Origin of the sequence: Pararhizobium polonicum (genome assembly GCF_001687365.1) — a bacterium.
GTDB classification, from domain to species: Bacteria; Pseudomonadota; Alphaproteobacteria; order Rhizobiales; family Rhizobiaceae; genus Pararhizobium; species Pararhizobium polonicum.
Map to the genome: position 1 here is coordinate 492,842 of NZ_LGLV01000004.1, position 18,989 is coordinate 511,830.

General features: G+C 62.1%; 21 protein-coding genes. 10 read left to right on the forward strand and 11 right to left on the reverse strand.

Going from position 1 to position 18,989, the window contains the following annotated elements; all coding sequences use genetic code 11:
* Positions 1 to 142: 142 nt before the first annotated feature.
* The 3 genes from ADU59_RS04090 to ADU59_RS04100 are packed head-to-tail and all read left to right on the forward strand — an operon-like array spanning position 143 to position 2,946.
* On the forward strand, positions 143 to 967 hold the full coding sequence (locus tag ADU59_RS04090; protein WP_099050757.1) for an ABC transporter permease subunit: 825 nt from the start codon (positions 143 to 145) through the stop codon (positions 965 to 967).
* A gap of 14 nt (positions 968 to 981) precedes the next feature.
* Positions 982 to 1,824, forward strand: a complete 843-nt coding sequence (ugpE, locus tag ADU59_RS04095) for a sn-glycerol-3-phosphate ABC transporter permease UgpE (protein WP_068951911.1) — start codon at positions 982 to 984, stop codon at positions 1,822 to 1,824.
* Positions 1,825 to 1,836: 12 nt separating this feature from the next.
* Complete coding sequence (locus tag ADU59_RS04100; protein ID WP_068951913.1) at positions 1,837 to 2,946, forward strand: sn-glycerol-3-phosphate import ATP-binding protein UgpC; 1,110 nt, start codon at positions 1,837 to 1,839, stop codon at positions 2,944 to 2,946.
* A 92-nt stretch (positions 2,947 to 3,038) separates the two neighbouring features.
* On the opposite strand, the gene ADU59_RS29500 is transcribed toward ADU59_RS04100, so the two are convergent.
* Positions 3,039 to 3,239, reverse strand: a complete 201-nt coding sequence (locus ADU59_RS29500; RefSeq protein ID WP_083198132.1) for a hypothetical protein — start codon at positions 3,237 to 3,239, stop codon at positions 3,039 to 3,041.
* A 274-nt stretch (positions 3,240 to 3,513) separates the two neighbouring features.
* Positions 3,514 to 3,747 (reverse strand): hypothetical protein, encoded by a 234-nt coding sequence (locus ADU59_RS04105; RefSeq protein WP_068951915.1) that lies wholly within the window; start codon positions 3,745 to 3,747, stop codon positions 3,514 to 3,516.
* A gap of 344 nt (positions 3,748 to 4,091) precedes the next feature.
* On the opposite strand from ADU59_RS04105, the gene ADU59_RS04110 reads away from it, so the two are divergent.
* The 3 genes from ADU59_RS04110 to ADU59_RS04120 all read left to right on the forward strand — a co-directional run bounded on the left by ADU59_RS04110 (position 4,092) and on the right by ADU59_RS04120 (position 8,728).
* Positions 4,092 to 5,228, forward strand: a complete 1,137-nt coding sequence (locus tag ADU59_RS04110) for a GGDEF domain-containing protein (RefSeq protein ID WP_068951917.1) — start codon at positions 4,092 to 4,094, stop codon at positions 5,226 to 5,228.
* 764 nt (positions 5,229 to 5,992) lie between these two features.
* On the forward strand, positions 5,993 to 6,940 hold the full coding sequence (gene gshB / locus ADU59_RS04115; protein WP_068951918.1) for a glutathione synthase: 948 nt from the start codon (positions 5,993 to 5,995) through the stop codon (positions 6,938 to 6,940).
* A 255-nt stretch (positions 6,941 to 7,195) separates the two neighbouring features.
* Complete coding sequence (locus ADU59_RS04120; protein ID WP_068951920.1) at positions 7,196 to 8,728, forward strand: YifB family Mg chelatase-like AAA ATPase; 1,533 nt, start codon at positions 7,196 to 7,198, stop codon at positions 8,726 to 8,728.
* A gap of 71 nt (positions 8,729 to 8,799) precedes the next feature.
* Here the strand turns inward: ADU59_RS04120 and cysK are convergent, their stop codons facing one another.
* Positions 8,800 to 9,768: a cysteine synthase A gene (gene cysK / locus ADU59_RS04125; protein ID WP_068951922.1), complete on the reverse strand. Its 969-nt coding sequence runs from the start codon at positions 9,766 to 9,768 to the stop codon at positions 8,800 to 8,802.
* A gap of 134 nt (positions 9,769 to 9,902) precedes the next feature.
* Complete coding sequence (locus tag ADU59_RS04130; RefSeq protein ID WP_068951924.1) at positions 9,903 to 10,520, reverse strand: LysE family translocator; 618 nt, start codon at positions 10,518 to 10,520, stop codon at positions 9,903 to 9,905.
* A 156-nt stretch (positions 10,521 to 10,676) separates the two neighbouring features.
* On the opposite strand from ADU59_RS04130, the gene ADU59_RS04135 reads away from it, so the two are divergent.
* Entirely contained in the window at positions 10,677 to 11,309 is a 633-nt protein-coding gene (locus ADU59_RS04135; protein WP_068952576.1) for a LysE family translocator, read from the forward strand.
* 37 nt (positions 11,310 to 11,346) lie between these two features.
* A complete protein-coding gene (locus ADU59_RS04140) occupies positions 11,347 to 11,904 on the forward strand; it encodes a cysteine hydrolase family protein (RefSeq protein ID WP_068951926.1) in 558 nt (185 codons plus the stop codon).
* A 19-nt stretch (positions 11,905 to 11,923) separates the two neighbouring features.
* Here ADU59_RS04140 and ADU59_RS04145 read toward each other — a convergent pair whose 3' ends face one another.
* A complete protein-coding gene (locus ADU59_RS04145) occupies positions 11,924 to 12,229 on the reverse strand; it encodes an NIPSNAP family protein (RefSeq protein WP_068951928.1) in 306 nt (101 codons plus the stop codon).
* Between the two features lie 19 nt (positions 12,230 to 12,248).
* Positions 12,249 to 13,145 carry a DMT family transporter gene (locus ADU59_RS04150; protein ID WP_068951930.1) on the reverse strand — a complete coding sequence of 299 codons (897 nt, stop codon included), beginning with the start codon at positions 13,143 to 13,145 and terminating at the stop codon, positions 12,249 to 12,251.
* Positions 13,146 to 13,278: 133 nt separating this feature from the next.
* Between ADU59_RS04150 and ADU59_RS04155 the strand changes: the two genes are divergently transcribed.
* Complete coding sequence (locus ADU59_RS04155; protein ID WP_068952578.1) at positions 13,279 to 13,722, forward strand: Lrp/AsnC family transcriptional regulator; 444 nt, start codon at positions 13,279 to 13,281, stop codon at positions 13,720 to 13,722.
* Positions 13,723 to 13,725: 3 nt separating this feature from the next.
* On the opposite strand, the gene ADU59_RS04160 is transcribed toward ADU59_RS04155, so the two are convergent.
* A complete protein-coding gene (locus tag ADU59_RS04160) occupies positions 13,726 to 14,622 on the reverse strand; it encodes a GNAT family N-acetyltransferase (protein ID WP_068951932.1) in 897 nt (298 codons plus the stop codon).
* On the reverse strand, positions 14,623 to 15,093 hold the full coding sequence (dut, locus tag ADU59_RS04165; protein ID WP_068952580.1) for a dUTP diphosphatase: 471 nt from the start codon (positions 15,091 to 15,093) through the stop codon (positions 14,623 to 14,625).
* A gap of 93 nt (positions 15,094 to 15,186) precedes the next feature.
* On the opposite strand from dut, the gene ADU59_RS04170 reads away from it, so the two are divergent.
* Positions 15,187 to 16,770: a peptide chain release factor 3 gene (locus ADU59_RS04170; protein WP_068951933.1), complete on the forward strand. Its 1,584-nt coding sequence runs from the start codon at positions 15,187 to 15,189 to the stop codon at positions 16,768 to 16,770.
* Positions 16,771 to 16,843: 73 nt separating this feature from the next.
* Here ADU59_RS04170 and ADU59_RS04175 read toward each other — a convergent pair whose 3' ends face one another.
* The 3 genes from ADU59_RS04175 to iolB all read right to left on the reverse strand — a co-directional run bounded on the left by ADU59_RS04175 (position 16,844) and on the right by iolB (position 18,929).
* Positions 16,844 to 17,518: an HAD family hydrolase gene (locus tag ADU59_RS04175; RefSeq protein ID WP_068951935.1), complete on the reverse strand. Its 675-nt coding sequence runs from the start codon at positions 17,516 to 17,518 to the stop codon at positions 16,844 to 16,846.
* A gap of 168 nt (positions 17,519 to 17,686) precedes the next feature.
* On the reverse strand, positions 17,687 to 18,091 hold the full coding sequence (locus tag ADU59_RS04180) for a GFA family protein (RefSeq protein WP_068951936.1): 405 nt from the start codon (positions 18,089 to 18,091) through the stop codon (positions 17,687 to 17,689).
* A gap of 37 nt (positions 18,092 to 18,128) precedes the next feature.
* Positions 18,129 to 18,929: a 5-deoxy-glucuronate isomerase gene (gene iolB / locus ADU59_RS04185; RefSeq protein ID WP_068951938.1), complete on the reverse strand. Its 801-nt coding sequence runs from the start codon at positions 18,927 to 18,929 to the stop codon at positions 18,129 to 18,131.
* Between the last annotated feature and the right edge of the window lie 60 nt (positions 18,930 to 18,989).

The window sequence follows — 18,989 nt, forward strand, 5'->3', positions numbered from 1 at the left end:
AACGCTCGCCGCCCCCGCCGCCGGTGGGTTTTCGCGCCTTTTCGGCCCGCGAACCTCCCCGAGCAAGCCGCCGGAAGACAGCGCGGCCAAGCGCGTGCAATTCAGCTCGCCGCTTTTGCCCTATCTCTTCCTTGCGCCGCAGATGATCATCATCGTCGTGTTCTTCTACTGGCCCTCGATCCAGGCGATCCAGTCGTCCTTCTACCTTGAAGACCCCTTCGGCTTCGGCTCCACCTTTGTCGGCATGGCCAATTACACCGATGTGCTGAAATCCGGCGAATATCTGGGCATTGCCCGCTTCACCGCCGTGTTCACAGCCCTCGTCACCTTCTTCTCGCTGGCGATCGGCCTGCTGCTGGCCGTCAAGGCCGATGGCGTGATCAAGGGCAATGCCACCTACAAGACGCTGTTGATCTGGGTCTACGCCATCGCCCCGCCGGTGGCCGGCCTGATGGGGATGATGCTGTTCGACCAGCATATCGGCCCGCTGGTCAAATTCGCCGCCCTGTTCGGCTGGAACATGCAGGTCGGGCTCAACTACAACGACACAGCCATTGCGATGATCATCGTCTCGGTCTGGAAGCAGATCCCCTACAATTTCATCTTCTTCCTGTCCGGGCTGCAGGGCATTCCGGTGTCGGTGCGCGAGGCAGCCCTGATGGATTGCCGCTCCGGCTTTCGCCGTTTCTGGACCGTCATCCTGCCGCTGCTTGCCCCGACCGCCTTCTTCCTCCTGATCATCAACACCACCTACGCGCTGTTCGACACGTTCGGCGTGATCGACGTGATGGTGAAGGACAAGGCCGCCAACAACCCGATCACGCTGGTCTACAAGGTCTATATGGACGGCTTCCGCGGCAACGACCTCGGCAGCTCCTCGGCGCAATCCGTCATCCTGATGATCATCGTCTTCGTGCTCACCATCTTCCAGTTCCGCTTCATCGAGCGGCGCGTCCACTACAATTGAGCGGAGGCGAGACCATGCATCGCACGAAAATCTTCGACCATTTCATCCTGATCATGGGCGTGTTCTTCATGGTCGGCCCGCTTCTGGTGGCACTGATGACGTCCAGCCACGAGGCGGTCGAAATCCACCGCAACGGCTTGCAGATCCTGCCGGGCGGCCATTTCATCGACACCTACACCAAGGTGCTGACGAAAGAGGGCGGCTTTACCGGCAAGATCACCGGGCTTCGGATGATGATGAACTCGCTGATCCTCGGCATCGGCTTTGCCGCCGGCAAGATCGTCCTGTCGATGCTGGCCGCCTATGCGCTGGTCTATTTCCGCTTCCGCTTTGCCACCATCACCTTCTGGATGATCTTCACGACGCTGCTTCTGCCGCTCGAAGTGCGCATTCTGCCGTCCTACGAGGTGATGAACACGCTGCACCTCACCAACACCTATACCGGCCTGATCGTGCCGCTACTGGCGTCGGCCACCGGCACCTTCTATTTCCGCCAGTTCTTCAAATCGATCCCCGACGAACTCCTGGAGGCCGCCCGCATCGATGGCGCCGGACCCTTCAAGTTCTTCATCGACGTGATCGTGCCGCTCTCCAAAACCATGATCGCGGCGATCTTCATCATCATGTTCGTCTATGGCTGGAACCAGTATCTCTGGCCGACGCTGATGACCACCGACGAGAGCTTCTTCACGCTGGTGCGCGGCATCAAGCAGATCCTGCTGGTCTGGGTCGGCTCCAACATTCCCGACTATAACGAGGCCTTTGCCCTGGCGATCCTTGCCATGGTGCCGCCGGTGATGATCGTCATGATCTTCCAGCGCTGGTTCATCAAAGGCCTCACCGAAAGCGACAAGTAGAGGAACGCCACAATGGCAGCGATCAACATCACCAATGTTTCGAAGATCTACGCAGGCGGCGTCGAGGCGGTGAAATCCGTGTCGATCGACATCGATGACGGCGAATTCATCGTTCTGGTCGGCCCGTCCGGCTGCGGCAAGTCCACGCTCCTGCGCATGGTGGCGGGGCTGGAGGCCATCTCGAAGGGCACCGTCGAAATCGGCGACCGGGTGATCAACGATGTCGAGCCGGCCGAGCGCGACATCGCCATGGTGTTCCAGAACTATGCGCTCTACCCGCACATGACCGTCTACAACAACCTCGCCTACGGCCTGAAAAACCGCGGCACGCCGAAGGCCGAGATCGAGGCGCGCGTGGCGGAAGCCGCCCGCATGCTGGAGATCGAGCAATATCTCACCCGCAAGCCGCGCGCCCTTTCCGGCGGCCAGCGCCAGCGTGTGGCCATGGGCCGCGCCATCGTGCGCAAACCCGCGGCCTTCCTGTTCGACGAGCCGCTCTCCAACCTCGATGCCAAGCTGCGCGTTTCCATGCGCGGCGAAATCAAGCAGCTGCAGAAGCGTCTCGGCACGACCTCGCTCTACGTTACCCACGACCAGCTGGAAGCGATGACGCTGGCTGACCGCCTTGTCGTCCTCAACGGTGGCGAGATCGAACAGATCGGCCGGCCGCTCGACGTCTATCACACGCCCGCCTCCACCTTCGTTGCCAGCTTCATCGGCTCGCCGGCCATGAACCTGCTGCGCGGCACGCGTGAAGGCAGGCAGCTGCATTTCGGCAGCCAGGTCCTCGACCTCGGCCGCCCCGCCGCCTTCCCGGGCCAGATCACCGTCGGCATCCGCGCCGAAGACCTGCGGATCGCTAACCCCGGCGAACAGGCACTGACGCTGAAGGTCGATTATATCGAAGAACTCGGTGCGCAACGGCTGGTTCACGGCACCGTCGACGGCAAGAAGCTGACGGCATCGCTGTCTCCCGAGATCGAGATCGGCGAAAGCCTGTCGCTCTCCATCGCCCCGGAACGGCTGCATTTCTTCGACGCCGATACCGGCAAGCGACTGGCGCAACCGTTCGCGCTATCCGAGGGGAAGCGTGTGGAGAGACTGGAGATCGCTGGCGTGTGAGCCGGCAAGGCCGCTTTCGGCCCGGAGGAGAAACCGGCCGGTCAGACATTCGCCGCCGCCCTTTGAACCCGGCGCAGCGCGACGAGATCGTTTCAGAGCCGGCGGGCGTCCAGCCGCCGCTTGTCGCGCTCGACATATTCGCAGCCCAGCTCCGTCAGGCGGAATTGCCGCTTCTGAAATTCCCCTCGGATCAGGATGAAGCCCTGCTCTTCGGCTTCGCTTAAAGTCTTCAGGCTTGTGCCTTTAGGGGGAGACTGCCAATCAGCGCCAGCGGCGCTGTGCAGCAATACCATGATCTTGATAATCTCGTTTCTCCATTGCTGTGCATACCGCCGAAACACATAGCTTCGTGCTTGCGCCGCCGCAATGTCTGCGTCCGGGGTGTCACAGCCGTGGCGTCTCGGCCGCATGGGGCCGAAATCTGCCAAGTTGCTTCAGCAGCGTTGCGCCCCGGAACGGAGGAGGCAGTTCAATTCACACCCGAAGGCAAAGGCTTGGCGTCAGGCCGCGTTAAGGTTGACCACATCAGCCGTGATGCTGTGATCCGTCTGACGTCCGAGCAAAGCGTCACGAAGCCGAGAATGTCACAGTCACGCCACGTTGCCGGAAGTAGGCCTGCATGAGCTTCCTGCCGGAACGATTGTTCTGCACGAGCCTGGCCGGGTCGAACAGGGCTTCTTTCAGACCCGCTCGTGTCAACGCTGCCTTGAGAGTGGCGATATGCACGTCGATGTCGGCATTGTCCGCCTGGAGCGAATCATAAATGCGGTTTGTGGCCTCTGCTACGGTCGGTTCGCTCACTCTTGCACTCCTATTGTTGTCTGGCTGGCGCTTGCTGCATTTTTTGGCTTGACCCTATCGCGGTGAAAAATGCTGAAGTCAACGGGTGACGATGGATTAGAGCATTGCGTCCGCTTTCGAATATGCGGCATCGGAGCAGACCGGCGGGAACCGGCCCGTAGCGGCCACTGATACTCGATTTTCCTACGACAGCTTACGCCCTCGGATCGGTCGTTCGGTGCCGCACTCGATCATCTCTCACGCGGTCGTTCGCTTGGGAATGACCTTAACGTCGCCTTTACCGGGATTATGGCAACCTCTCCGATCATTCGGGCCGGTCCGGATTTTCACGACTGATTGGATGTATGAACTATTACAATGTCATCGGTTTGCTGAACACCAGTATGGCTGCGATATTCTGTATCGCGCTGCTAACGATATGGCGAAACAATCGCGCCCTGAAATATATAAGGGTGCTCGGCCTATCCTATGGGATCCGGTCGCTATGCTTCGGCATTTTCTACTTTGCCTTCTCCCTTGAAAATCCGGCTTTGCGATATTCGGCGAACATCTTTCTCCTGTTCGCGATCATGCTGCTCTCTATCGGCTTGTCCAATCGGCGCTTGCGACAGCCTCGCTACGGCGCTCTCTTGGCTATCGCTGCGGCCACGCTCGGACCGCTCTACTATTATCAGTTCATCGAACCGAACCTGCTCGCCCGCGTCATCATTCTCAATTCCGGGCTGGCCCTGCTCAGCCTCCTGATGTTGTGGGATGTCGCGAGGACGCCGCGCCACTCGCCGGTCGAGCAGGTGCTACTCGGGTTATTGCTCGTATCTTGCGCAGGCTATCTTCTTCGCCCGCTCTTCCTGATCGCGTCAGGGGCCGCCGGCGAGCGGTTCGAAGATTCCTACTGGCTTGTCGTTTCGATTTCCGATGCTCTTATCTGCGCGATGACTGCTGTTGGTGTGCTTGCGGTTATTGCAAGCGACGTGATGGATGAAATCAAGACGGAAGCACTGATCGACACCCTGTCCGGATTGTTCAATCGCCGCGGCTTCGAGCCGCGCGCACTAGGAGCATTAGCGAAGCGGACGGCCGGCAACCCGCCTGCCATGATCCTCGCTGATCTCGACCACTTCAAATCGATCAACGATCTATTCGGCCATAGCGGTGGCGACTTGATCATTCGGAGGTTTTCCGAGGTTCTCAAGCAGAAGGCGCCCGGCGATGCGATCACGGCGCGTCTTGGTGGTGAAGAATTCGCAGTCATGTTGCCTTCAAACGCGAGCGCCTCTGCCTACCAATTGGCGGAAGAGATAAGAACGGCGTTTAAACAAATCGCATTTGACACCGTAGCGGGCGAGGCACACCCGACGGCCAGTTTTGGCGTCGCGATTGCGCGGGAGGATGAAGGCCTCCCGTCTTTGATCGAGCGTGCCGATCATGCCCTCTATAGGGCAAAGGGCAACGGTCGAGATCGCGTTAATCTTGCCGAGTAAGCCACGCTAACATGGCCATCTCAGATGGGCTACTGCAAACGCCGGACCGACTATCCGCGATCGACCCCAATTATGACATTCGTCGCTCGTGGGCCGACGTTTGCTCCTGGCGTAGATCAGCCACTAACGTCATCCGCCCCACCAAAAAATTTCATCCCCGTTCATCCCCGCCCTTTTGTTCCATGCCATCATGACCTTGTTCCGCCGAGGATACACCGGTTAGCGTTGCCGGCGAGGCGGGGCCGGTGCCCGGACGGTTTGGCGAAACGCGCGTCAGATCCCCGGGGCTGCGTGAAAGGCGGTTCTCCTCCGGTTCGTGAAAGCGGATCGGGCGTGCCGGGTAGCCACACCACGGGCGGTTCACCCCGCCGGACGGCTTTGCCGTCCAAGGGTCCAGGGCTAAACCCCGCCGCATTGAAAGGCCCGGCGGATAAGCGGCCGGGCTGGGGCATTGGAGGCTTTTTCCTTCACAAGAGGCAAAAGCGTAGAAGAACCTGAGAAGCGCGGCAAAAGACACCGAAACGGGGCACAGCGTGTGTCACCTAACTACTTTACTCTGAGGCATACGTTGTGCCCCGGCCACTTGCCGCGCTTTTTGAAAGCCGGCGCACGGAGACCAGTTCAAGCCACGGGCGAAAGCCGCCGCGTGACGGAGAAGGCGTGCCCAAATGGAGACGCCGGCAGAAATCTGTATGGTTCCCCGGACGTGATTTGATATAGACAATCCTCGTTCAACGACGCCCACGATCAACAGGAAATGACTCATGGCACGAATCGTCAATGTCGCGGTCCAGATGGATCACGTCTCCGGCATCAACATTGCGGGCGACAGCACCTTCGCCATGAGCCTGGAAGCGCAGGCGCGCGGCTACAAGCTCTTCCACTATACGCCCAACCAGCTGTCGCTGCGCGACGGCAAGGTGATCGCCACCGTCGAGCCGATGACACTGCGCGACGTCAAGGGCGACCACTACACGCTGGGCGACGCCGAGCGCATCGACCTGTCGACCATGGACGTGGTGCTTTTGCGCCAGGATCCGCCCTTCGACATGGCCTATATCACCTCGACGCATCTGCTCGAGCGCATTCATCCGAAGACGCTGGTCGTCAACGATCCGGCCTGGGTGCGCAATTCGCCGGAAAAGATCTTCGTCACCGAATTTCCCGACCTGATGCCGAAGACGCTGATCACCCGCGACCCGGCCGAGATCGCCAGCTTCCGCGCCGAGATGGGCGACATCATCCTGAAACCGCTCTATGGCAATGGCGGCGCCGGTGTGTTCCACTCGACCCGCGACGACCGCAACATGTCGTCGCTGCTCGAAATGTTCGGCCAGATGTTCCGCGAACCCTTCATCGCCCAGGAATACCTGCCGGCGGTGCGCAAGGGCGACAAGCGGATCATTCTGGTCGACGGCGAGCCGGTCGGCGCCATCAACCGGGTGCCGGCCGAACATGACGCCCGCTCCAACATGCATGCCGGCGGCACGCCGATGCCGACGGAGCTGACGGCGCGCGAAAAGGAAATCTGCGCCCGCATCGGACCAGCCTTGAGGGAGCGCGGCTTCCTGCTTGTCGGCATCGACGTCATTGGCGACGTGATGACCGAGATCAACGTCACCTCGCCCACCGGCATCCGCGAAGTGAAGAAATTCGGCGGCGCCGATATCGCCGCCCTGCTCTGGGATGCGATCGAGCGCAAGCGCGCCTGACGGCATCTGAATGCGGACGGGGTGCGGGACGGCTTTGGCCCTTCCGTACCACAACCGCTTTCATCCCTCCGGCCCTTACGGTTGTGCCGCTGCCTTCGCGGAAGAGAGCCTGCCCCGGCATGAGTGATCGGTAGCAGTGAATCTGTTCGATAATTGTTCTTGTTTTATTCCGTTATTCGTGCAAGATTTTCCGCTACAACCGATGAAGGTTGTGGTGGCGGGTTGTCGGCCTGCCTCGCGGCAAGAGGGGCAATCATGGTCGCGCGTGTCAGCACGGTTGCATTTCAGGGCATAGAAGGCGTGCCTGTCGACGTTCAGGTGATGGTCGCGCCGGGCAAGGTCGGCATCCAGATCGTCGGCCTGCCGGACAAGGCGGTGGCCGAAAGCCGCGAGCGCGTCCAGGCGGCGCTGCACGCCTCCGGCCTGTCGCTGCCCGCCAAGAAGGTCACCATCAATCTCGCCCCGGCAGACCTTCCCAAGGAAGGCAGCCACTTCGACCTTCCCATCGCCCTTGGCCTGATGGCGGCGCTGGGCGCCATTCCCGGCGATGCGCTTGCCGGCTACGTCGTCATCGGCGAACTCAATCTCGATGGCACGATCGCTGCCGTTGCCGGCGCGCTCCCCGCCGCAATCGGCGCCAACGGGCTGGGCAAGGGGCTGATCTGCCCGGCCGACAGCGGCGCGGAGGCGGCCTGGGCCGGTTCGGAGATCGACATCCTGGCGCCGCGCAGCCTGATCGCGCTTGCCAATCACTTTCGCGGCACGCAGGTCCTGTCGCGGCCGGAGCCGGCGGTGCGCGCCAGCGCCGCCAACATGCCCGATCTCGCGGACATCAAGGGGCAGGAAAGCGCCAAGCGGGCGCTGGAAGTGGCGGCGGCGGGAAATCATAATTTGCTGATGGTCGGTCCGCCAGGCTCCGGCAAATCGATGCTTGCCGCCCGCCTGCCCTCGATCCTGCCGCCGCTGTCACCCACCGAGCTGCTCGAAGTCTCGATGATCCATTCGATCGCCGGGCAATTGCCGGGCGGCAAGCTGTCGGACCGGCGGCCGTTCCGCACCCCGCATCATTCCGCCACCATGGCGGCGATGATCGGCGGCGGCCTGCGTGCCAAGCCGGGCGAGGCCTCACTTGCGCACAATGGCGTGCTGTTTCTCGACGAATTTCCGGAATTCACGCCGCAGGTGCTCGATGCGCTGCGCCAGCCGCTCGAAACCGCCGAATGCATCATCGCCCGCGCCAATCACCGCGTCACCTATCCGGCGGCCATCCAGCTCGTCGCCGCCATGAACCCCTGCCGCTGCGGCATGGCGGGAGAACCGGGCCATAGCTGCGCCCGCGGTCCGCGCTGCGTCTCCGATTATCAGGGCCGCATCTCCGGGCCGCTGATGGACCGGATCGATATCCGCATCGATGTCCCCTCCGTCACCGCCGCCGACCTGATCCGTCCCGCACCGGCCGAACCGAGCGCCGTGGTCGCCCGGCGGGTGGCGCGTGCCCGCGAAATCCAGGCGGACCGCTTCATCACGCTGGGCATGCCGCAGATCCTGTCCAACGCCCGCTGCTCGACATCGGTGATCGAGACGATGGCCGAGCCGGACGCCGGCGGGCTGCAATTGCTGCGTGACGCGGCCGAAAAGATGAAATTTTCGGCGCGCGGCTATCACCGGGTCCTGAAAGTCGCCCGCACGCTGGCCGATCTCGACGAGAAGGCGACGGTCGGACGCATCCATCTGGCTGAAGCGATTTCCTACCGGATCGCCGGCGAGCGGCTGACGGCGGCGGCATGAGATCGAACGAAAAAGGCCGCCCCCTTTCGAGAGCGGCCGTCGTTGCAAAACCGATACGGACGGGCGTGCGATCAGCCGCCGAGACCCTCGAACAGGGCCGTCGACAGATACCGTTCGGCAAAGGACGGAATGATCACGACGATGGTCTTGCCTTCGTTTTCCGGGCGCTGGCCGATCCGGATGGCAGCCGTCAGGGCGGCACCCGACGAGATGCCGACCGGCACGCCTTCGAGACGCGCCACGTGGCGGGCCGTTTCGATGGCCTCGGCGCTCGAGACGGTGACGATCTCGTCATAAATCTTCGTGTCGAGAATGGCAGGCGCAAAACCGGCGCCGATACCCTGGATCTTGTGCGGGCCGGGCGCGCCGCCGGAGAGAACCGGAGATTCGGCCGGCTCCACCGCGATGACCTTGACCGAAGGCTTCTTCGCCTTCAGCACCTGGCCGGCGCCGGTGATCGTGCCGCCGGTGCCGATGCCGGACACCAGGATATCGACGCCGCCGTCGGTGTCGTTCCAGATTTCCTCGGCCGTGGTCTTGCGGTGGATTTCCGGGTTGGCCGGGTTTTCAAACTGCTGCGGAATGATCGCGTCGGGCAGTGTCGCCGCCAGTTCCTCGGCCTTGGCGATGGCGCCCTTCATGCCCTTCGGACCTTCGGTCAGCACCAGCTCGGCGCCCAGCAGCGCCAGCATCTTGCGGCGCTCGATCGACATGGTTTCCGGCATGGTGAGAATGAGCTTGTAGCCCTTGGCAGCGGCGGCAAAGGCGAGCGCGATGCCGGTATTGCCGGATGTCGGCTCCACCAGCGTCGTCTTGCCGGGCGTGATCTTGCCCTGCGCTTCCAGCGCCTCGATCATCGCGACGCCGATACGGTCCTTGACGGAGGCGATCGGATTGAAGAACTCGAGTTTCGCCAGAAGATTGGCCTTGACGCCGTTTTCCCTGGCCAGCTTATCCAGGCGAACGATCGGCGTGTCGCCGATCGTCTCGGTGATCGAGGAATAGATCCGGCCGCGGCCGGGCTTGCGCTGTTCTGACATGGTGCTTCTCCCTTTTCTCATCAATTGCAGAGAGAATAGGGGCAAAGCAAGCGGCTTGCCAGAGTGCCATTCCCCACCGCTTTGTTTCGATTGGAAAAAACTATTGCAGAACCGCCCGTTGCAGAACGAATTTTTCAGGCGGCCCGCGTGGCGATATAGGCCGCGGTCGTGCCGATAATGCCGGCGGCAATCCGGTTCAGCGACTTCAGCGCGCGCGGCTGCTTGAGCAGCAGACGGGCGCGGGAGGCCAGCAGGATATACGGAATCAAAACCGCCATCAGCACAAGAAAGGTCGCGCCGACGAGCACCGCATATTCGTTGAGGCCGATGGCATGCAAGTCGATCAAGCTCGGCACCAGCGCCACATAGAACAGCATGGTCTTCGGATTGCCGAGCGTCACCAGCAGGCCGGACAGAAAGGACATGCCCATGTTCGTGCTTTTCCTCGCCTGGATATCCTGCGGCAACAGGCCGGCGGTCCAGAGCTTGTAGGCGATGTAGACCAGATAGAGCGCGCCGAGGATCTTGATCACCATGAAGGTCGTGGTGAATGTCTGCGCAACAAAGGCAAGCCCCATGATAACGCCCGTCAGGTAGAGGAGGTCACCGAGCACAAGGCCAAGGCCCATGAAGAACGTCTCGCGGAAACCGGAACCAAGCGCACGCGCCACGATCGCCGTCATGCCGGGCCCGGGGATCACAGCGGCGATGAAAAGCGCTGTGCAATAGGCAAGAAGGGTGGCGAGGCTCATCGTCGGCTCCGGAGAATTTTAAAGGCTGTCTCTAACCGGTTTTCCGGATGCTGGCAATTTCCGCGGCATTGATAGAAGCCGCTGTTCCGGCTAATGCATGATCGCAGCATGGCCGAGACTTTGGCCTTGCGCCACGCGCAGATGGAGATGCCGTTCATGCCCGAAGCAGCCAGCCTTGCCGCCTTTGCCCTTGTCGCGCTGGGCATGGTGCTGACGCCCGGGCCGAACATGATCTACCTGATCTCCCGCTCGCTCTGCCAGGGGCCGGCGGCGGGACTGGTCTCGCTCACCGGCGTCGCGCTCGGCTTCCTCGTCTATATGCTGTCGGCAGCCTTCGGCATCACGGCGCTGCTGTTTGCCGTGCCCTATGCCTATGATGTGCTGCGGGTCGCGGGTGCCGCCTACCTTCTCTATCTCGCCTGGCAGGCGGTGCGTCCCGGCGGACGATCGGCCTTCGAAGTCCGCACCCTGTCGCAGGATCCGCCGCGGCGCCTGTTCCTGATGGGCTTTGCGACCAGCGTGCTCAATCCGAAGATCGCCGTGCTCTATCTTTCGCTGCTGCCGCAGTTCATCAACCCGGCGCTTGGCGATGTCTTCTCCCAGTCCATCGTCTTCGGCATGATCCAGATCGCCACAAGCGTCCTCGTCAACGCCCTGATCGTGCTGACGGCGGGCTCCATCGCCACTTTCCTTGCCGGCCGTCCGGCCTGGCTCTCGATGCAACGCTGGCTGATGGGCGGTGTGCTCGGCGCGCTGGCCCTGCGCATGGCCATGGAAAGCCGCCGCTGAGGCACTTCCATCCTCCCAACACAGATTTGAGATTATCATGACAACAGCGCTGCTCATCATCGATGTTCAGAACGCCATTCTCGATGGCGAGGGCTCGCCCGAGCGCCAGCCGGTGATCGATGCCGCACTCAACGAAACCGTCGGCCGGCTACAGTCGATCCAGGCACGGGCGCGGGCCTCGCATATTCCGGTCATCCTCGTGCAGCATGACGGCGGCGCGGGCGATCCGCTGGCACGGTCGTCCAATGGCTGGGGCCTGCGCCGCGAGATCGCGCCGGTTCCCGGCGAGACCGTGGTCCACAAGATGAGTAGCGACAGCTTCTTCCAGACCGATCTGCAGGAGCAGCTGGCCAAACACGCCGTCACGCATCTGGTTATCGGCGGCTGTCAGACGCAATATTGCGTCGATACGACCGCGCGCCGGGCCGTATCGCTCGGCTATGACGTCACCCTGTTGTCCGACGGCCATATGACCGGCGACATGGGAGAGCTGAGTTTTTCGCAGATCATCGCCCACCACAACCGCCTGCTTGGCGGTTTCCGCGCCGGCGCACAGACGATCGAGTTGCGCCGGTCGAACGAAATCACGTTCTGAGGATTGGTCGAAGCAATCGCTATTCAAACACCGGCCGCATGAAGCTGCGCTCGTAGCTGAGAATGCAGCGGGTCTTCTCGGCAAGCGCGAAAGCCGCCAGGCATTCGGCATCCTTGGCCATGCGCTCGCGATAGCCTTCGTAGGCCGCAAGGCTCGGAAAGCTGAAGAGGGCCAGCGCGATGTTGTTCGCCCCCTCATGCGGCAGGAAATAGCCGTGATGCGTGCCGCCCAGCCGGTTGACCAGCGGGATCCAGAGCTTGGCGTATTCTTCGAATTCGGCCAGCTTGTAGGGGTCGATGACGTAGCGCAGGGTGCAGGTGATCATTGGTTTCTCCATGGATGGTTCAGCCCGCCTGATGCCGCACCGGGCGGGGCCATGTCCAGCCGAAAGTCATGCCGGCCGCCGCGATCAGGATTGCAACCGAGCCGAGAAGTTGCGCCGGCTGCAGAAGATGCCCGAAGGCGATGCGGTCGACGGCAAGCGCTGCCACCGGATAGATGAAGGACAGCGCACCGGTCAGATGGGTCGGCAGCTTCTGGATGGCGCTGTAGAGCAGAATATACATCAGGCCGGTGTGCACCACGCCCATGGTCACCAGCAGCGCCCATTGAAAGGGCTGCGCCGGCAGGCCGGACGACCCGGCAAATGGCGCCAGCATCAGAAGGCCGGTGGCGACCTGGATCAGCGCGATCAGATGCGGCGGCGTTCCCTTCAGTCGCTTGGCGACGAGGGCCGCCAGCGCATAGAAGAATGCCGCACCCAGCGCCATGGCGATCCCCGTCAGATAGTCGCCGCCGGTGAAATCGCCCGCCGGTTTTGCCTCAACGATCGCCACCATGCCGGCGAAGGCAATACCGAGCCATGCAAGCTTGGTGAGGGTGATCTTTTCCCTGAAAAACAGCCCGCCGATGGCCAGCAGCATGAAGGGCTGGGTACTATAAACCATGGTGGCAATGGAAATCGACGAGCGTGAATAGGCGCCGAACAGGAGCAGCCAGTTGACGACGATGGCGACGCCGCCAAGGACCGCAAGCCCGAACAGCCGCCATGTCAGGATGCCGGCGCGGAAATGACCGAGCGAGGCGCAGATGGCCAGCAGCGTCAGCGCCCCGAACAGGCAGCGCCAGAGCACCACATCGATCACCGGCTGGCCGGACGCCAGCACGAACCAGCCGATCGTTCCCGAAATCAGCATGGCAGCGGTCATTTCGATGCTGCCGGTTTTGACGTCCTTTTCCATTGCATCCACTCCTTTGAACGAAGCAGAAGAATAATATGCTGTGACGCGCCGATATATGGATTCTGGAAGGCAGCTGTGATATTTTACCTTATCATGGAAGGCGAATTAGATATTTTCCCTTATGGAGGTTTCCTTGCTCGATGATCTCGACCGGCGCCTGCTCGACATCCTCTCCGTCAATGCCCGTATCTCGCTGAAAGAACTGGCGCAGGAGGCGGGCCTGTCCTCGCCGAGCACGGCCGACCGGCTGCGGCGGCTGGAGGATCGCGGCGTCATCACCGGCTTTACTGTCGCCGTCAATCCGGCTGCACTTGGCTACACGCTGCAGGCAGTCGTGCGCGTTCGCCCGATGCCCGGCATGCTGCATATCGTCGAGAAGATAATCCAGGAGACACCGGAATTCGTCGAATGCGACAAGGTGACGGGCGACGACTGCTTCATCGCCAAATTGCTGGTGCGCGACATGGAACAGCTCGACACGATTCTCGACCGCATCGCCGAGAAATCCCAGACCAATACCTCGATCGTCAAATCGTCGCCGGTGAAACGCAGGCTCCCGCCGCTCGCCAGTGCATAATCGTCAGAATTCGGCCATCGGCGACAGCATCACCGGCCCGGTCAAACGATCGGCAGCATCTCCCCGGACCATCAGGCTGGTATATGAGACAAACGGCTCCGGGGTGCCCTGCCAACCCAGCCGGTCCGGTGGAAAGCAGACTTCAATGCGGCCCGGGCGCTGATCGAGCGCGGCCAGAATGACGGAGAGCGGCGGGATCGTTCTGCCGGCGACATCAAGCAGCTGAAACGCCGCCTCGCCGGATCTCCAGGCAATAATCGCGCCGGATTGCTCGAGATGGGCAAGCCGGATATCCGGATCGAAGTGGCTGTTGAGCAGGAACATCTCCGCTTGCGCGGCAACCGAAAAGGCCGACGAAACCGCGGTCCGTTCACGCAAGACCCGCATGACCAGGGCCAGATCATCCGGATCGTCCAGCAAGAGCGCACGCGAAGACCCCGCAAGTCCGGCATGTGCCGGCGGCGGCCCAGAAAACTGGTACTGCGGCAAGACCTTGAACCCATAGGGCTGGTACAATGCCGGCTTGTCTGTCAGCAAAAGAGCAAGCTCGAAGCCCTGCGTATCACACCAGCCGAACGCGCGGCGCATCAGGTCACGGTACAATCCCCGCCCCCGCCACTCGGGCCGCACCGCGCCGGACTGGAAGCCGGCCGCCTTGACGCGGCGTCCTTCTATCATCAGGGGCATGGAAAACGCACTGAAATTGGCAACGCAGGCGCCGCTGCCGTCGAAATAGCCAAACGGCATGCTGGTCGGATCCGGCCCGCCGAAGCGATCCTGAATGCCGACATCGATGCCGAACGTATCCTGCAGCAGCGCCACCAGCCCGGCCCATGCCGCCGGATCACCGAAATAGTCCTGCCGGAGGGTCAGACCGTGGCTGTCGGCCGCACCAGGCATTCAGACGCCGGTGGAGCCGAAACCGCCGGCACCACGCGCCGTTTCGCTGGTGTCCGCCGTCTCGCGGACGGAAACCTGCGTCACTGGCGCGATCACCATCTGGGCAATGCGCATGCCGCGTTCGATGACGAAATCGGCGTCGCCGAGATTGATCAGCAGCACCTTCACCTCGCCGCGATAATCGCTGTCGATCGTGCCGGGCGAGTTGAGACAGGTGATGCCATTCTTGAAGGCAAGACCGGAGCGCGGCCGGATCTGCGCCTCGTATCCCGCCGGAACCTCGAAGATGAAGCCGGTCGGCACAAGTGCCCGCTTGCCGGGAGACAGCACCAGCGGCTGCCCGGCCTCGACCGCGGCGCGCAGGTCCATGCCGGCCGCGCCGGATGTCTCATAGGCGGGCAGATCGATGCCGGCTCCATTGGGCAGGCGAACAAGGTTCAGGGTCGGGCGGGTTTGTGCGTGCAGGGTCATGGCGCTCATTACTTTGCCGCCGGAGACTGCGGGTCAATTGCAAAGTCGGGCTGAAATCGCTAGATAGCCCACAACTCACAGGAATCTCGACACATGGCCGAAAGTATCGCCGAGGCGGTTTCCCGCCGCCGCACCTTTGCTATTATCGCACATCCGGATGCGGGCAAGACGACGCTGACCGAAAAGCTGCTGCTGTTCGGCGGCGCGATCCAGCTTGCCGGCGAGGTGAAGGCCAAGAAGGATCGCATCCAGACGCGGTCCGACTGGATGAAGATCGAACGCGAACGCGGCATTTCCGTCGTCACCTCGGTGATGACCTTCGAATATCACGGCAATGTCTTCAACATTCTCGACACGCCCGGCCACGAAGACTTCGCCGACGACACCTATCGCACGCTGACGGCCGTCGATGCGGCCGTGATGGTCATCGATGCCGCCAAGGGCATCGAGCCGCGGACGCTGAAGCTGTTCGAAGTCTGCCGCATGCGCGACATCCCGATCATCACCTTCATCAACAAGATGGACCGCGAAAGCCGCGATCCGTTCGAGATCCTCGATGAAGTGGAAGAGAAGCTGGCGCTCGATTGCGCGCCCGTGACCTGGCCGATCGGCCGTTCGAAGACCTTCTGCGGCTCCTATCACCTGGCCGACAACACCGTGCGCGGCGCCGATACGCAGGAAATTCCCACCAAGGTCAACGGCCCGGAAATGGTCGCCCACCGCCTGCCGGAAAATGAGCGCGAGGCTTTCATCGACGAGACGTCGCTGGCCATCGAAGCCTGCAAGCCCTTTAACAAGAAGGCTTTCCTCGAAGGCCATCTGACGCCCGTCTTCTTCGGCTCGGCGCTTAGAAATTTCGGTGTTCGCGACCTCATCAACGCGCTCGGCGACATCGCGCCGCCGCCGCGCGACCAGGTGGCCGACATCCGCACGGTCCACGCAACCGACGAGAAAATGACCGCCTTCGTCTTCAAGATCCAGGCCAATATGGACCCGAACCACCGCGACCGCATCGCCTTTGCCCGCGTCTGCTCCGGCAAGCTGGAGCGCGGCATGAAGGCGCGGCTGGCGCGCACCGGCAAGCAGCTGGGACTGACAGCGCCGCAATTCTTCTTCGCCTCACAACGCCAGCTGGCCGATACCGCCTATGCCGGCGACGTGGTTGGCATTCCGAACCACGGCACCTTGCGCATCGGCGACACGCTCACCGAAGGCGAACAGCTGGTGTTCCAGGGCGTGCCGAACTTCTCGCCGGAAATCCTGCGCCGCGTGCGCCTGGAAGATGCGATGAAGGCAAAGAAGCTGAAAGAAGCGCTGCAGCAGATGGCCGAAGAAGGCGTCGTGCAGCTGTTCTCGCCGGAAGACGGCTCTCCGGCCATCGTCGGCGTCGTTGGCGCGCTGCAGCTGGACGTTCTGAAGGAACGGCTGCAATCGGAATACGGTCTGCCGGTGTCCTTCGACGTGGCGCGCTTTTCCGTCTGCCGCTGGATCTCGGCCGACCAGCCGGCGGACCTCGACAAATTCATCACCGCCCGTCGCGGCGACATCGCCCGCGATCTCGACGGCGATCCGGTGTTCCTGGCGCAGGATTCGTTCTCGCTGCGCTATGAGGCGGAGCGTTACCCGGCGATCAAGATGATCGCCATCAAGGAATATCACGTCGCCAAGGCGGCGTGATCTCTGTCCAGATTTTCCATTGTACGGCGCCCCTGTCGTTCGGGGCGCCATACAGGTTCCGGAAGGCCCGCGCCTACCGGCGATCGGTCAGGGTGATATCGCCGTTTTCATCGACCGAGACTTCGATGCCGATATAGCCGGGGATCGTCTGGTGTGCGGTCTCGAAAGGATGGGTGTGGGTGGCGGTGATGACCATCACGTCCGAACCGGCGGATTCCCCGGCAATCACCCCGGCTGCGACATCCTCGAACACCAGGCAATCCTTGGCATCGAAGCCGACGCGCTTTGCGCCGAGCAGGTAGCATTCCGGGCTCGGCTTACCGCGCGAGACATCCTCGGCGATGACGATGAACTTCGGTTCCGGCAGGCCGGCCGCGGCGATGCGCACCTTGGCGAGTTCGCGCGGCGAAGAGGTGACGATCGCCCAGCGCTCGGGCGGCAGGCTTTTCAGGAACTCGATCGCGCCCGGAAGCGGCTTCACGCCTTCGATGTCGTCGATCTCCAGCTGCGTGATGATCGCGGCCTCGGCTTCCGGATCGACACCCGGCAGACCGAGCTGGCGGATCGTATCGACACCGCGCTTGCCGTGCATGGTCGGCAGGAATGTGGCGACATCCAATCCATGCCGTTCGGCCCAGCTTCCCCAGACCCGTTCGGCGGCTTCAATCGAGCTCAGCAGCGTTCCATCCATGTCGAACAGGAAGGCGGAATATTTCTTGCCGAACACCGGCGATGACGCGGAAGACAAAGGGCGGACTCCTTTATTGATCTGGCTGTCCGCCGGTCTGGCGGCATGCGGTCCTGCCCTTTCGAATAAGGGGATTCCCTCTTGAGATCAAACGGATATCGGCCGACGCGGACGCAAAGCCCGCCGATCACCGTGCAGAGAGCGCAAGCCGCATCCGTCAAACGCTCTTCAATCCCGATCCCGGCCCGGCAGCGCATCGCGCTCGCCAAACCAGCTGGCCGCCGAAGAACACCAGATCTGGCTTTTCGGCGCAAGGTCGCGGCGCTGGCGGATATTGCCCCAGCGGATACCGATCTCTTCGGCGTCCTCGTCGGTACCGGTGGTATAGATCGGCGAGCCGCAGTTACCGCAGAACATCTGGAAGCGGGTGCGGCCGTTGTCGCCGGTCTTGACGTAGGTTTTCGGCTCGCCCGCCGTGATGCGGAAATCGTTTTTTGGCACGGACACCGTGACACGATAGACCGAGCCGGTCAGATGCTGGCAATCGGTGCAATGGCAGATGCCAACCGCGCCCGGATCGATCTCCGCTTCGTAAGCGATCGCGCCGCAATGGCATTGCCCATCGATCTTCATGCGACATCTCCCTTCTCGTGGGAGACAGGATAACCCATCAGACGCCGGTGAACAGCCAGGCATGCTCCTTGGCGTTGTTGAATTTCCACGCCCGCGACGGACCGGCCATGACGTTGAGATAATAGAGATCGTAGCCATGAATGGCGGCGACCGGATGATAACCCTTCGGCACCAGTGTCACGTCGCCGTCCTCGACTGCCATCGTCTCGTCCAGCGACCGGTCGTCGGTATAGACGCGCTGCATGGCAAAGCCCTGAGCCGGATTCAGGCGGTGATAATAGGTTTCCTCGAGGAAGCTTTCGGCCGGCAGATTGTCCTCGTCATGCTTGTGCGGCGGATAGGACGAGGTGTGGCCGCCGGGCGTGATGACTTCGACCACCAGCAGCGAATGGGCCGCGTTATCGTCTTCCGGCATGATGTTGGTGACGTAGCGTGTGTTGGTATTCTTGCCGCGCGTCATCTGCGGATGCCTGCCGGGCGCGATGACTTGGGCCTTGTAGCCCTCGCCGCCCGGGGCGGAGCAGATGGCAAGATCAAGCGCCGTCGTTGCCGTCGCTTCCCAGCGGCTGCCCTTCGGCACATAGACCGCATAGGGCTGGCCTTCGAATGGCGTCATGCGTTCGCCGAGTTCGCCGAAATCCTCGCCATCGACCGAGACCTTTGCCTTGCCGGAGACCAGCACGAGGCAGGTTTCGCGGTCAGCACTTTCGCCCGCCGCCTTTTCGCCAGCAGCCAACCGGTTGAGGCCGAAACCGACATAGGTCCAGCCGGCGGATTGCGGCGTGATGTCGTGGACGAGGCCGCTGGTGCCGTTTGGCTTGACGAGAAGGTTCGGCATGGTGGTGTGCTCCTAATTGTGTTCGAAGGTATTACCCCTCACCAAGTGCGCCCAACGTTC

Excerpts from the sequence above, each read along its gene's own strand:
- ugpE (WP_068951911.1), top strand. The coding sequence starts at position 982 with ATGCATCGCACGAAAATCTTCGACCATTTCATCCTGATCATGGGCGTG.
- cysK (WP_068951922.1), bottom strand. The coding sequence starts at position 9,768 with ATGTCAGAACAGCGCAAGCCCGGCCGCGGCCGGATCTATTCCTCGATC.
- ADU59_RS29500 (WP_083198132.1), bottom strand. The coding sequence starts at position 3,239 with ATGGTATTGCTGCACAGCGCCGCTGGCGCTGATTGGCAGTCTCCCCCT.
- gshB (WP_068951918.1), top strand. The coding sequence starts at position 5,993 with ATGGCACGAATCGTCAATGTCGCGGTCCAGATGGATCACGTCTCCGGC.
- ADU59_RS04135 (WP_068952576.1), top strand. The coding sequence starts at position 10,677 with ATGCCCGAAGCAGCCAGCCTTGCCGCCTTTGCCCTTGTCGCGCTGGGC.
- iolB (WP_068951938.1), bottom strand. The coding sequence starts at position 18,929 with ATGCCGAACCTTCTCGTCAAGCCAAACGGCACCAGCGGCCTCGTCCAC.
- ADU59_RS04170 (WP_068951933.1), top strand. The coding sequence starts at position 15,187 with ATGGCCGAAAGTATCGCCGAGGCGGTTTCCCGCCGCCGCACCTTTGCT.
- ADU59_RS04130 (WP_068951924.1), bottom strand. The coding sequence starts at position 10,520 with ATGAGCCTCGCCACCCTTCTTGCCTATTGCACAGCGCTTTTCATCGCC.
- ADU59_RS04090 (WP_099050757.1), top strand. The coding sequence starts at position 143 with ATGATCATCATCGTCGTGTTCTTCTACTGGCCCTCGATCCAGGCGATC.
- ADU59_RS04160 (WP_068951932.1), bottom strand. The coding sequence starts at position 14,622 with ATGCCTGGTGCGGCCGACAGCCACGGTCTGACCCTCCGGCAGGACTAT.
- ADU59_RS04110 (WP_068951917.1), top strand. The coding sequence starts at position 4,092 with ATGAACTATTACAATGTCATCGGTTTGCTGAACACCAGTATGGCTGCG.
- ADU59_RS04120 (WP_068951920.1), top strand. The coding sequence starts at position 7,196 with ATGGTCGCGCGTGTCAGCACGGTTGCATTTCAGGGCATAGAAGGCGTG.
- ADU59_RS04140 (WP_068951926.1), top strand. The coding sequence starts at position 11,347 with ATGACAACAGCGCTGCTCATCATCGATGTTCAGAACGCCATTCTCGAT.
- ADU59_RS04180 (WP_068951936.1), bottom strand. The coding sequence starts at position 18,091 with ATGAAGATCGATGGGCAATGCCATTGCGGCGCGATCGCTTACGAAGCG.
- ADU59_RS04145 (WP_068951928.1), bottom strand. The coding sequence starts at position 12,229 with ATGATCACCTGCACCCTGCGCTACGTCATCGACCCCTACAAGCTGGCC.
- ADU59_RS04100 (WP_068951913.1), top strand. The coding sequence starts at position 1,837 with ATGGCAGCGATCAACATCACCAATGTTTCGAAGATCTACGCAGGCGGC.
- dut (WP_068952580.1), bottom strand. The coding sequence starts at position 15,093 with ATGACCCTGCACGCACAAACCCGCCCGACCCTGAACCTTGTTCGCCTG.
- ADU59_RS04150 (WP_068951930.1), bottom strand. The coding sequence starts at position 13,145 with ATGGAAAAGGACGTCAAAACCGGCAGCATCGAAATGACCGCTGCCATG.